Annotated in this window: 11 protein-coding genes; 8 read left to right on the forward strand and 3 right to left on the reverse strand. The window is 72.8% G+C overall.

Going from position 1 to position 12,305, the window contains the following annotated elements:
- The first annotated feature begins 46 nt into the window (after nt 1–46).
- Nucleotides 47–1,585: an alpha/beta hydrolase gene (locus tag WBQ80_RS09605; RefSeq protein ID WP_336570740.1), complete on the forward strand. Its 1,539-nt coding sequence runs from the start codon at nt 47–49 to the stop codon at nt 1,583–1,585.
- 33 nt (nt 1,586–1,618) lie between these two features.
- On the opposite strand, the gene WBQ80_RS09610 is transcribed toward WBQ80_RS09605, so the two are convergent.
- The gene (locus WBQ80_RS09610) at nt 1,619–2,284 is read right to left on the reverse strand and encodes a GAP family protein (protein WP_336570739.1); all 666 of its coding nucleotides are present in this window, start codon (nt 2,282–2,284) and stop codon (nt 1,619–1,621) included.
- Nucleotides 2,281–2,808 (reverse strand): TetR/AcrR family transcriptional regulator, encoded by a 528-nt coding sequence (locus WBQ80_RS09615; RefSeq protein ID WP_336570738.1) that lies wholly within the window; start codon nt 2,806–2,808, stop codon nt 2,281–2,283. The genes WBQ80_RS09610 and WBQ80_RS09615 overlap by 4 nt, the downstream gene beginning before the upstream one ends.
- A 148-nt stretch (nt 2,809–2,956) precedes the next feature.
- Here WBQ80_RS09615 and WBQ80_RS09620 point away from each other — a divergent pair, with 148 nt between their 5' ends.
- Genes WBQ80_RS09620 through WBQ80_RS09630 form a run of 3 tightly spaced genes read left to right on the forward strand, consistent with a single transcriptional unit; the run spans nt 2,957 to nt 5,649 of the window.
- On the forward strand, nt 2,957–3,703 hold the full coding sequence (locus WBQ80_RS09620) for an ABC transporter ATP-binding protein (RefSeq protein WP_336570737.1): 747 nt from the start codon (nt 2,957–2,959) through the stop codon (nt 3,701–3,703).
- Complete coding sequence (locus WBQ80_RS09625; RefSeq protein WP_336570736.1) at nt 3,700–5,004, forward strand: ABC transporter permease; 1,305 nt, start codon at nt 3,700–3,702, stop codon at nt 5,002–5,004. Before WBQ80_RS09620 ends, WBQ80_RS09625 begins: the two co-directional genes overlap by 4 nt.
- A 15-nt stretch (nt 5,005–5,019) precedes the next feature.
- A complete protein-coding gene (locus WBQ80_RS09630) occupies nt 5,020–5,649 on the forward strand; it encodes a TetR/AcrR family transcriptional regulator (protein WP_336570735.1) in 630 nt (209 codons plus the stop codon).
- Nucleotides 5,650–5,659: 10 nt separating this feature from the next.
- On the opposite strand, the gene WBQ80_RS09635 is transcribed toward WBQ80_RS09630, so the two are convergent.
- Nucleotides 5,660–7,642 (reverse strand): glycogen debranching N-terminal domain-containing protein, encoded by a 1,983-nt coding sequence (locus tag WBQ80_RS09635; RefSeq protein ID WP_336570734.1) that lies wholly within the window; start codon nt 7,640–7,642, stop codon nt 5,660–5,662.
- A gap of 167 nt (nt 7,643–7,809) precedes the next feature.
- Here WBQ80_RS09635 and WBQ80_RS09640 point away from each other — a divergent pair, with 167 nt between their 5' ends.
- From WBQ80_RS09640 to WBQ80_RS09655, 4 genes are read left to right on the forward strand one after another with little or no spacing between them, the layout of a single operon-like run.
- Nucleotides 7,810–8,856, forward strand: coding sequence for a LacI family DNA-binding transcriptional regulator (locus WBQ80_RS09640; protein WP_336570852.1), 1,047 nt, complete (start codon nt 7,810–7,812; stop codon nt 8,854–8,856).
- A 27-nt stretch (nt 8,857–8,883) separates the two neighbouring features.
- Nucleotides 8,884–10,119, forward strand: a complete 1,236-nt coding sequence (locus WBQ80_RS09645) for a sugar ABC transporter substrate-binding protein (RefSeq protein ID WP_336570733.1) — start codon at nt 8,884–8,886, stop codon at nt 10,117–10,119.
- A gap of 2 nt (nt 10,120–10,121) precedes the next feature.
- Nucleotides 10,122–11,333: a carbohydrate ABC transporter permease gene (locus WBQ80_RS09650; protein WP_336570732.1), complete on the forward strand. Its 1,212-nt coding sequence runs from the start codon at nt 10,122–10,124 to the stop codon at nt 11,331–11,333.
- Nucleotides 11,330–12,244, forward strand: coding sequence for a carbohydrate ABC transporter permease (locus tag WBQ80_RS09655; protein ID WP_336570731.1), 915 nt, complete (start codon nt 11,330–11,332; stop codon nt 12,242–12,244). The genes WBQ80_RS09650 and WBQ80_RS09655 overlap by 4 nt, the downstream gene beginning before the upstream one ends.
- Nucleotides 12,245–12,305: the final 61 nt, after the last annotated feature.

Genomic DNA, 12,305 nt, shown 5'->3' on the forward strand with positions numbered 1-12,305 from the left:
ACCTCCGCTCTCCTGGATCGACCGGGGTGCAGGCGAGGGGGTGCGGATGTCGCTGACACGCGAGTTCCGCCGCGGCGACGGGGTGACCGTCATCACCGAATCGGGGAACGGCGACGGCCCCGTGTACGTCCTCGTGCACGGCATCGGCATGGGCCACCGGTACTGGTCCGAGCTCGCCGACGCGCTCGCCCGTGCGGGCCGGGTCCTCGCCCTGGACCTGCCCGGATTCGGCGAGGCGCCCGAGCCGGAGCGACCGCTCACCATGTCGCAGTCGGGCGAGTACCTCGCGGAGCTCATCGAGGCCGAGGGGCTCGACCGGCCGGTCGTGCTCGTCGGCCACTCGATGGGCACGCAGATCGTCGCCGAGACGGCCGCGCAGCGACCGGACCTCGTGGCATCCGTCGTGCTCATCGCCCCGACCGTGAACCCGCGCGAGCGCTCGGCGGTCGTGCAGGGCCTCCGGCTGCTCGGCGACCCGTCCCTCCTGCGGCCGAGGGTCGTCGCGCTCGGCATCCGGTCGTACCTGCAGGCCGGGCCCCGCTGGTACTTCGGGAAGCTGCGCCAGATGCTCGACCACCGCATCGAGCTGGTGCTGCCGGATGTCGCGGCCCGGACGCTCGTGATCCGCGGCGAGCACGACCGGCTCGCCCCGCGGCCATGGGCGGAGCAGGTCGCGCTCATGCTGCCGCACGGCCGCTACGTCGAGGTGCCCGACCGCGGGCACGAGACGATGGTCACCGCGGGTGATCGAGTGGCGGATCTCATCGCGCGGCACGCGCGCGGCGAGACCGTCGGCCGCGAGGTCGCCACGGTGTCGGAGCCCGAGCCCCCTTCCCGCATCGAGCGCGGATGGTGGTGGGCCGGCGACTACGTCTACGCCGGATGGCGGCAGGCGGCCGTGGTCCTCGAGGGGTGGCATCCGCCCGAGCGCTGGCGGCGGGGCGACCCGTCGCTGCCCGAGGTGGTCCTGCTGCCGGGCATCTACGAGCACTGGTCGTTCATGCGCCCGCTCGGCGACGCCCTCTCGCAGGCCGGCCACCGGGTGCGCGTCGTGCACGGCATGGGGACCAACCGGCGCGGCGTCGCCGACACCGCGCGGCGGCTCGGGCGTGCGCTCGCGAAGGTGCCCGTGCCGAACGCCGGCCGCGTCATCGTCGCGCACAGCAAGGGCGGCCTCATCGCGAAGCACCTCCTGGTCTCCGAGGCGGATGCGGCGCGGGAGCGCGTCGCGGACGGCGGAAGCGCACCCGAGGGCACGCGCGGACTGCTCGGCGTGGTCGCCGTCTGCACGCCGTTCGCCGGGTCGCGCCTGGCCCGGCTCATCGTCGACCCGAGCGTGCGGGCGCTGCTGCCGAGCGACGAGACCATCGTGATGCTCGCGCGTGCGGCATCCGTCAACTCCCGGATCGTGTCGGTGTTCGGCCGCTTCGACCCGCACATCCCGGGCGGGAGCCTGCTCGACGGCGCGACGAACATCCGGGTGCCCGTGCCGGGGCACTTCCGCATCCTCGGCTCGACCGAGACCCACCGGGCGGTGATCGAGGGCGTCGCGCTGCTCGCCGCGCCGACGCCGAGCGTCCCCTGAACCGGCGCCGCCGGCCCGGCGTGGATCGCAGGGTCAGGCCAGCAGGAACGGGATGCTCGCCACGGCGATCCCCGACAGGACCAGCAGCACGGCGATCGGGACCGACGATCGCACCGTCCCGCTCCCGAATCGCGCGACGAGCCCCTGGAGCCGCGCCCGCGTCCGGTCGCGGGCGAGCAGGCCGACGACGAGGAGCACGAGGCACGGCAGGCAGTACACCAGGGTGTATCCCGCGAGCACGAGGAACCCCTGCCAGGTCTCCGCGCCCGAGTCGACGAGCCGCTCGATCGCGACGAAGTACGGGAAGGCGTTCGGCAGGTCCGCGGCCGTGACGACCACGCCGAACGCGATCGCCGTGCGCGGGCCGAACCAGTCGGGCAGTGCGACGGGCCTCCTCGGCCGATCGCGGAGCCGGCGGACCCCCGAGACGACGAGGCCGACGGCGGCGGCGCCGAACGCGAGGAACCTCAGCGCGGTGACGACCCCATCGACCGCGCCGGCCGCCGCGCCCGCGGTGACGTAGAGCGCCGCTCCGACCGCGAAGACCGTGAGCGCGGCCCCCGACACCGTGGCGAGGGCGGTGAGGCCCGGGCGCCGCGGCGCCGCCAGCAGGATGAGCGCGACGGACACGATGGTCGCGGGGTTGAGCGCGTCGAGCGCGGCGAGGCCCGCGACGCCCAGCAGCAGCGCCGGCGTCACGGCTGCCGGTCCGCGACCCCGAGGTGCTCGAGGAGCGCCCGCAGGCCCTCGCCGCGGGCCGCGGGTTCGTCGAGGCCGGCGAGGGCGTTCCCGGCGAGTCCGTCGCCGACGAGGCGGATGACGCGCGCGCGGACCGGGTCGCCGACCTCGTCCGCGATGAGCCGCTCCCAGCGCGCGACCGCCTCGGATGCCGCGGCGAGGACGCGCGCGCCGGGCTGCTCGAGCGCGCGGTGGGCGATCGCCATCGCGCGGAACAGGTCGAGGTCGTCGCCGCTCGGCACGGACAGGGCGAGCCAGGTGGCCGCGGCACGTCCCTCGGCGGCGGCGGCGACCATGGCCCGGTCGACCTCGTCGAGCGCGCGCCGCGCGAGACCTTCGACGAGCGCCGCACGGGTCGGGAAGTGGTGCATGAGGCCGCCCTTGGAGACCCGGGTCGCCTCGGCGACCGCGTTGAGCGAGGGGATCACGCCGTGCTGGAGCGTGAGTCGGCGGGTCTCGTCGAGGATCCGGTCGCGGAGGTCCATGCCGACAGCCTACCCGACAGACCGACCGGACGGTCGGCCGACGAACGGACTCATAGGCGCTTCATTGCCTCGTCTCGGCATTCGTGCAGTCAGCGCAGGCATACTTGCAGTTACTGCACTACAACCTGTAGCGACTGAAAGGACTGCCATGACCCCCGCCGCCCCACCGCCCCGAGGCGCCCCCGTGCTCCGCGCCGTCGACCTCGCGAAGTCCTACGGCTCCGGCGAGACGCGCTTCGACGCGCTGAAGGGCGTCAGCCTCGACGTGCGTCGCGGCGAATCGCTCGCCATCGTCGGCCGGTCCGGGTCGGGCAAGTCCACGCTCATGCACCTGCTCGCGCTCCTCGACCGTCCGAACGCCGGGCGCATCGAAGTCGACGGCGAGGACGTCGCGGGCGCCGGCGCGCGGACGCTGAACCGGCTCCGCAACGAGCGGTTCGGCTTCGTGTTCCAGCAGTTCTTCCTGACCGCGCAGCAGAGCGTCCTCGAGAACGTGACGCTCCCCCTCCTCGTCGCCGGGGTCGCACCGCGCGAGCGCACGCGCCGGGGAATGGCCGTGCTCGAGTCGCTCGGCCTCGCCGACAAGGCCCGGAACCGCGCGACCGACCTCTCGGGCGGGCAGAAGCAGCGCGTCGTCATCGCACGCGCCCTGGTCAACGAGCCCGACGTGATCTTCGCCGACGAGCCGACGGGCAACCTCGACTCCGCCACCGGCCGCCAGGTCGAGGACCTGCTCTTCGGCCTGCAGCGCGATCGCGGCATCACGCTCGTCGTCGTCACCCACGACGAGGAGCTCGCCGCCCGCTGCGACCGGCGCATCACCATCGCCGACGGCCGCATCATCGCCCCCTCGGATGCCACGGCATCCCTCGTCACGGAAGGAGCGGCCCGATGAGGTCCGCCGACGTCATCGCCACCGCGACCCGCAACGCCTTCCGCAGCCGGCTCCGCACGACCCTCACCGCGCTCAGCCTCTTCGTCGGCGCGTTCACGCTCACCCTCACCACGGCGCTCGGGGCGGGGGTCAACGACTACGTCACCACGCAGGTCGAGTCGCTCAGCACGGGCGACGTGCTGCTCGTGACGCCGGCCGCGTCCACCGACACGACCGACGGCCCGAACGAGTACGACCCGGACGGCCGGCAGCAGTCCGGTCAGGCGAACCCCCTCGGCGCCGGCACGCTGCTGAACGACGACGACCTCGAGAGCACCCGGGCCATCGCCGGGGTCCAGCGGGTCGAGCCCGTGCAGCAGATCTCGGTCGACTGGGTCGCCGCCGATGCGGACGCCGGCGACGGCGCGAAGTACGAGCTCGAGGTGAATCCGACGTCGTCGATCGGCCGCAGCGACCTCGTCGCGGGGACGCAGCTCGACCAGGAGTCGGACGACTTCCAGATCATCCTGCCCGAGGACTACGTCGACGCGCTCGGCTTCGACGACGCCGACTCGGCGATCGGCGAGACGGTCGCGCTCGGCTACACCGACGCCGCCATGGTCGAGCAGGCCGCCGAGGCCGAGGTGGTCGGCGTCGCGCGGACCAGCCTGCTCGCCGCCGGGTCCGGCGTGAGCCAGGCGCTGACCGACGAGATCGCCGACGCGCAGGCCGTGCCCGGCCAGCCGAACGCCTACGCCGTCGCGGTCGCGTACCTCGAGGGCACGGGCGCCGACGGCGCGGTGACGGCGGCCGACGTCGACGCCGTCAAGGCCGACCTCGCCGACGCCGACCTCGCCGGGCAGACGGTCGAGGACCAGCTCGGCGTCATCCAGACCGTGATCACCGGCATCATCGGCGTGCTCAGCGCCTTCGCCGTCGTCGCGCTCATCGCGGCATCCTTCGGCATCGTGAACACGCTGCTCATGAGCGTGCAGGAGCGCACGCGCGAGATCGGCCTCATGAAGGCGATGGGCATGTCGAACGGACGGGTGTTCGGCCTGTTCAGCCTGGAGGCGGTCGTGATCGGCCTGCTCGGGTCGGCGATCGGCGCCCTGGCCGCGATCGGCGTCGGCTCGGCCATCTCGGCGGGCGCCGCGTCGACGGTGCTCGCCGACCTGCCGGGCCTCACGCTCCTGCTGTTCGAGCCCGCCACGGTCGCGACCGTGATCGTCGTGATCATGCTGATCGCGTTCCTCTCGGGCGTGCTTCCCGCGCGGCGCGCGGCCCGGCAGGACCCGATCGAGTCGCTACGGTACGAGTAGACCGAGGAGCAGATCATGTCGACCGAGCCGGGTGCGCGCCGCCGAGGCGTCGCCGAGACGACCGCGGCGATCGAGCGGGCCACCGTCGACCTCGTGCTCGAGCACGGGTACGACGGGGTCACGGTCGACATGATCTGCCGGGCGGCGGGGGTCAGCCAGCGCACGTTCTTCAACCACTTCAAGACGAAGGATGCCGCGCTGCTGGGGCCCGACCTCCCGCGGATCGACGAGCGGGCGGCCCGGGAGTTCATCGTCTCCGACGGGCCGCTCCTCGCCGAGGCGGTCGGGCTGGTGCGGATCGACCCGTCGCGCCTCCCGGGCGACCCGGGCCTGATGGCCCGGCGTATCCGCGCCATCTCGGCGGATCCCCTGCTCATGGCGCGGCAGATGGAGCGCCTGGCCGAGATCGAGGGCGAGCTGCGCGAGATCGTCGAACTCCGGCTGCGCCAGCAGGCGATCCGCGCGGGGGCCGACGAGGCCGAGCTCGCCGGCATCGCCGAGGAGGCCGAGATCGTGACGCACCTGCTCGCGGGCGTGATGCGCTACGTCGGGATGAGCTGGTCGCGGCGCGCCGAGGATGCTCCGCCGCCCGACGGCGCCGAGGTCGCCGAGGCGCTCGGCCGCGTCATCCGCAAGCTCGCCTGAGCTCGTCCGCCTACCCGACGCGGACCTCGCGTCGGCCGACGCGGATGCCGGCGACGGCGACGCGGCCGAACGAGTCGATGGGGCTCGTCCGCACCTCGTCGCCGTCGGGTTCGAGTCCGAGCACCGCGGTGAGCACCGCGACGGATGCCGCCGCGGACCACGCCTGCGGCCGGCACGCGGCCGGGTACGGCACGGGTACCGCGACCTCGCTCGCGGGGTCGCCCGAGTGGAGCTCGGGCATCCGGTACCCGAAGCCCGCCGCGGCCCGGAGGAGCCCGTCGACCAGGCCCGCGGCATCCGCCCCGCGACCCTCGCGTGCGAGGCCGAGCACCGCGATCGCGGTGTCGTGCGCCCACACCGTGCCGCCGTGGTAGCTCAGCGGCCAGTACCCGCCCGAGTCGGTCGACATGGTGCGCAGGCCGAACCCGGAGTCGAGCGTCGGGTGGGTGAGGCGGCGCACGACGAGGTCGACCTGGTCGTCGTCGAGCAGCCCCGTGCCGAGCAGGTGCCCGATGTTCGACGTGACGGTGTCGACCGGACGCTTCCGCGCGTCGAGCGCGATCGCCGGGTAGGCGCCCGCGGGATCGTCGATCCAGAACTCGGCGTGGAATCGCTCGCGCAGGCGCGCGGCCCAGTCGCGCCATCCGGCCGCGCCATCGAGGTGGAACGCATCGAGCAGCTCGGCACCGTGCATCGCGGCCTCGTAGGCGTACGCCTGCACCTCGCACAGGGCGATCGGTCCCTCGGCGAGCGAGCCGTCGCGCCACTGGACCGAGTCGCCCGAGTCCTTCCAGCCCTGGTTGGCGAGGCCGCGGCCCGACCGGTCGACGTACTCCAGGAGGCCGTCGCCGTCGGCGTCGCCGTGGTCGCGCATCCACGCGAGGGCGGCCTGCAGGTTCGGCAGCAGGGCGCGCACCTCGTCGTCGGGCAGGCCCCAGCGCCACGCGTCGTGCAGCAGCGAGATCCAGAGGGCGGTCGCGTCGACCGTGCCGTAGTAGAGCGGCGGCAGTTCCCCCTCGTCGCCGTCGAGCGCGAGGGCCGCGCGACGCAGCTCGTGCATGATCTTGCCGGGCTCCTCGGCGGTGGCGTCGTCGACGCGGGTGCCCTGCAGGCCCGCGAGTACTCGGAGGGTGTCGCCCGCGAGCCCGGTGCCGAGCGGGAGGAGCATGCGCGCCGTCCAGATGGAGTCGCGGCCGAAGAGGGTGAAGAACCAGGGTGCGCCCGCGGCGATGAACTCGGCGTCGGGCTGCCGCACGGTCGTCATGCGCAGCACGTCGAGGTCGGCGAGGCCGTGTGCGATCCAGCGCGCGAGCCGGTCGTCGGCGGCGACGACCGCGGGCGTGCTCCAGGGCGCGGGCGTGTCGACGCCGCGCACGACGGCGGCCTCGTCGACGACGTCGAGGCGCCATCCGACGGTCGCCTCGCCGGCGGCGGGCACGACGAGGTCGGCGGTGAGGCGGATGCCGCGGTCGTCGGCCGCCGGCTCGAGCCCCCGGGCGGTGAGTCGCGCGGAGACCTCCTCCCCCGACCACACGGCCGCACCGGCCGCGAGGGCGGCCCGGACGGACGAACCGGCGGCGGCGCCGAGCTTCACGTGATCGACGGGGGTCGCATCGGGTTCGAGCTCGATCTCGACCCGGGCGCGCACGTCGACGGACCGGCGGTTGCGCAGCGTGAGCGTGTCGCCGACGCCGTCGGCGTCGACCGCGCGTTCGAGCACGAGCCGGACGCCGGGGTCGGGCGTGGGGTCGTCGAGGGTGCGCACGAGCGCGTCGATGCGGACCCGGTCGCTGCGTTCGCCGCCGGTGGCGAGGTGCTCCGGCTCGTGGCCGTCGACCGTGAGGCGCAGGCCGCGCACGAGCCGGACGTCGGCACTGTAGATGCCGTGGACGGGCGCACGGCCGATGCCGCCGTCGGGCGACGACCAGACCTGGGTGGGCGCCCGCAGGACCGCCAGCGCGTCGTGCAGCAGTGGCTGGAGTGGTGCGGTCACGGTGTGCTCGCTTCCGGTTCGTGATGGAACGGTGACGCCGCATGGGTTGACACCGCTGTCGGATTGTGGGCAACATTAGCAAAGATTTGATCGATCAAATCAGGAGATTTCCGAAGATCGTCATCGCAGACGATCCGCACGAGGCCAAGGGAGGCGCAGTGTCACGGATGCCGACCGTCGACGACGTGGCCCAGGCCGCCGGGGTCTCGCGCCAGACGGTGTCGAACGTGCTGAACAGCCCCGACATCGTGCGCGACGCGACCCGCGAGCGCGTGCTCGAGGCGATCGATCGGCTCGGCTACCGGCCGCACGCCTCCGCCCGCCGGCTGCGCACGCGCAAGTCGGCCACGATCGGCATCCGCATCGATCCGTGGCGCGACGGCATTTCCGGCGCCGTGCTCGACCGCTTCCTGCACAAGCTCACCGAGCACGCCGACGCGCGCAGGCTCCGCGTGATGGTCTTCTCGGCCGACGACCCGGCCGACGAGCTCGCCCGGATCCGCCGCCTCCGGGAAGGCTCCGACGTCGACGCCTTCGTGCTCACCGCGACCACGCACGGCGACGAGCGCATCCGAACCCTCACCGAGCTCGGCGTGCCCTTCGTGTCGTTCGGCCGCCCCTGGGACCCGGAGACGCGGGCCGTGCCCCACCGCTGGGTCGACGTCGACGGCCGCGCCGGCGTCGCCGCCACCGTGCGGCACCTCCGCGGCCAGGGCGCCGGGCGCGTGGGCTGGATCGGCTGGCCCGACGGCTCCGGGACGGGCGACGAGCGGCGGGCCGGATGGGAGGCCGAGTGCGGCCTCGACACCGGAGCCCGCGAACGCCTCAGCCGGCACACCGAGGACGGCGTCACCGAGGGCTCGCGCGCCGCCGCCGAGCTGCTCGCGCTCCCCGAGCCGCCCGACGCGATCGTGTGCGCGAGCGACTCCCTCGCGCTCGGCGCGATGATCGCCGCCCGCACCGCCGGGCGACCGGCACTGCCCGTCGTCGGATTCGACGACACCCCCGTGGCCGCGGCCGTGGGGCTCTCGAGCATCGAGCAGCCCCTCGACGACGTCGTCGCCGCGGCACTCGACCTGCTGTTCGGGCCCGAGGGCGACGACGTTCGCCCGAACCCGAGCAGCGACGAGGAGCCGGCGAACCGGCTCCTCGCGCCCCATCTCGTCGAGCGACGGCCTGGACACCTGGCGCTCGACGCGATCCCCGGCACCTGAGGCCGGCAATCACAGAAGGGATACATCGTGAGGACATCACAATGGAGCGCCGCCGCACTGGCGACGGGACTCGTCATCACCCTAGCCGCCTGCTCCCCGGGAGGCGGGGACGGCGACGGCGGCGGTGAGGCGAGCGGACAGGACCTGACGATCCTGATCGGCTCGTCCGGCGACGCCGAGACCACCGCGGTCACCGAGGCCGCCGAGGCGTGGGCCGAGGAGTCCGGCAACACCGTCGAGGTCGTCGCCGCGAACGACCTCGTGCAGCAGCTCGGCCAGGGCTTCTCGGGCAACAACCCGCCCGACCTGTTCTACATGCCCTGGGACCAGTTCCAGACCTACGCGGCGCAGGGCTTCATCGAGCCGTACGCCGAGGACCTCGAGAACGCCGACGACTTCCTGCCGGCGCTGCGCGAGCAGTTCAGCTACGAGGACCAGTTCTACTGCGCGCCGAAGGACTTCTCGACGCTCGCTCTGCAGATCAACACGGCCGCGTGGGAGGCCGCCGGCCTCACGGACGCCGACGTGCCGACCGACTGGGACGGCCTCCAGGCGGTGGCGGAGCAGCTCACGACCGGCGAGCAGGTCGGGCTCTCGATGGGCCGTGAATACCAGCGCATCGGCGCGTTCATGGGACAGGCGGGCGGCGGCGTCTACGCGGACGGCGAAGTGACCGCCGACTCCCCGGAGAACGCCGAGGCGCTGGAGTACCTGCAGGGCATGATCGACGCGGGCGCGCTCGCGTACCCGCAGGACCTCGAGGCCGGCTGGGCCGGTGAGGCCTTCGGCCTGGGAACCGCCGCCATGGTGATCGAAGGTCCGTGGATCAACGGCGCGATGGTCAACGACTACCCGGACCGCGAGTTCATCAGCGTCGAACTGCCCGAGGGCCCCGGCGGTCCGTCGACGTTCGCGTTCAGCAACTGCTGGGGCATCCCGGCCGGTTCCGAGACGCGCGACGCTGCGGTCGACCTCGTCGAGTACTTCACGGCCGACGAGCAGCAGCTGGCGTTCGCCGAGGCGTTCGGCGTGATCCCGTCGACCGAGTCGGGCTCCGCCGCGTACGCCGAGCAGTTCCCGGAGAACGAGGCCTTCGTGGCCGGCGTCGAGTACGCGCAGAGCCCGGTGGCCTTCGCGGGCGCCGCCGCGGCGGTGGCGGACTTCAACTCGTCGCTCGAGACGCAGGGGCTCGCCGACCCGGCGGCCGTGCTCGGGCCGTTCCAGGAGAACCTCCAGGCCGCCGCCGACGAGGCGAACGGCTGATCATGACCGGCACCGCGTCCGGGTCTCGTCGCGGCGGAGGCATCCGCCGCGGCGAGGCCCGCGCGGGCTGGCTCTTCGTCACGCCCGCCGTCGTCATCGTGGTGGTGTTCCTCGCCGTCCCGATCCTGCTCGCCCTCTGGGTGAGCTTCAGCGACTGGAACGGCTTCCGGTCGCCGCTCAACCCGAACGTGAACTTCGTCGGCCTCGAGAACTACGCCGCGATCACCACGGAGCCGGGGCTCGACCAGCAGAACTTCGGCCGGGCCGTGCGCAACAACCTCTGGTACGTCGTCTTCGTGGTGCCGCTGCAGACGATCGTGGCGCTCCTGCTCGCGGTGCAGGTCAACCGCGCGGCGCTGCGCGGGCGCGGCTTCTTCCGCACCGCGTTCTACTTCCCGTCGGTCACGTCGACCGTGGCGATCGTGATCGTCTTCCAGTTCCTGTTCACCGCGTCGGGCGCGATCAACGCCGTGCTCGGCTTCTTCGGCATCAGCGGACCCAACTGGCTGAACGACGCGAGCGGCGTGTTCCACAACGTGCTCGCCGTCTTCGGCGTCACCAGTCCGCCGGAGGCGCTGGCCCAGGACGGACCGCTCGGCGTCACCTGGTGGGAGTGGCTCGCCGGTCCGTCCGTCGCGATGAGCACGCTGATCATGCTCGCGATCTTCACGACCTCCGGAACCTTCATGCTCCTGTTCCTCGCCGGACTGCAGGCCATCGGCGGCGAGATCGACGAGGCCGCGCGGATGGACGGCGCCGGCCCCGTCCGCACCTTCTTCTCGGTCACCGTTCCCATGCTCCGGCCGACGCTGTTCACCGTGCTCACGCTCGGGCTCATCGGCTCGTGGCAGGTGTTCGACCAGATCTACGTGCTCGGCGGGTCCACCGCCGGCGGAACCATCAAGACGCCCGCGTTCCTGGCCTACGAGACGTCGTTCGACGAGCTCAAGTGGGGGCAGGGCGCCGCGATCGCGTTCATCCTGTTCGTCTTCATCATCGTGCTCACGCTCCTCCAACGCTGGTGGCTGCGCGAGCGCGACCCCAAGGAACCGAAGCGGCGCGGACCGGCTCGCGGCGGTGCCCCGGGAGGCCGCGACGAGCCCGACGTCTCCTCGGCGGTGGTCGGCGCCGACCCGACCGATCGGGCGCTCCTCACCGGCGCGGACGCGTCGGACGAGACGGGCCGCACGACACGCGACGGGAGCCGGCCATGAGCGACCTCAGCACGAGATCCGTGGTCACCGAGGGCGCCGGCGCGTCAGCCGCCCGGCCGGCCCGACGGCGGCGCGGCACCCCGGCCAAGGTGCGGGCGGGACTGTGGACGAGCTACCTGATCCTCATCGGCCTGGCGCTCATCTACATCTACCCGTTCATCCTCTCGGTCGCGGGGAGCTTCAAGACCGACGCGGATGCCACGCAGAACGGCCTCTCGCTCATGCCCGAGACGGTCACGTTCGCGGCGTACGAGCGGCTGTTCTCCGACTCGCCGTTCCCGCTGTGGTTCGGCAACACGCTGCTCGTCACCGTGATCGTCACGATCGGGCGCGTGTTCTTCGACTCCCTCGCGGGGTACGCGCTGTCGCGGCTGCAGTTCCGGGGACGCGCGTTCGTGTTCCTGTTCTTCATCGGCGTGCTCGCGGTGCCGGGCGTGGTGCTGCTGATCCCGCGGTTCCTGATCCTGCAGCAGCTCGGCCTGTACGACTCGTACGCGGGCATGATCATCCCGCTGCTGTCCACGGCTGCCGGGGTGTTCATCATGAAGCAGTTCTTCGACTCGATCCCCGTGTCGATCGAGGAGGCGGCGCGCATCGACGGCGCCGGGCAGTTCCGCAGGTTCTGGTCGGTCGTGCTGCCGATGGCGCGTCCGGCCCTGGTCACGCTCATCATCCTGAGCTTCCAGGGCTCGTGGAACGAGTTGCAGCACTTCATCGTGTCGCGGCAGAGCCCCGAGCTGAACACGCTCACGACGGGTGTCGCGTCGCTCGTCTCGGGACAGCTCGGCTCGGGCAACCAGTTCCCGCTGCAGCTCGCGGCGGCCGTGCTCATGACGATCCCCGTCGCGGTGCTGTTCTTCATCTTCCAGCGCCGGATCATGAACACGACGGCGGGCGCCGAGAAGGGCTGACCGACCCCGGTGCAGGGGCGGGGGCGGATGCCGCGGCGAGCACGCTGCGGCATCCGCCCCT

It is taken from the genome of Agromyces sp. CCNWLW213, assembly GCF_037199545.1.
In the GTDB taxonomy this organism is placed as follows: Bacteria; Actinomycetota; Actinomycetes; order Actinomycetales; family Microbacteriaceae; genus Agromyces.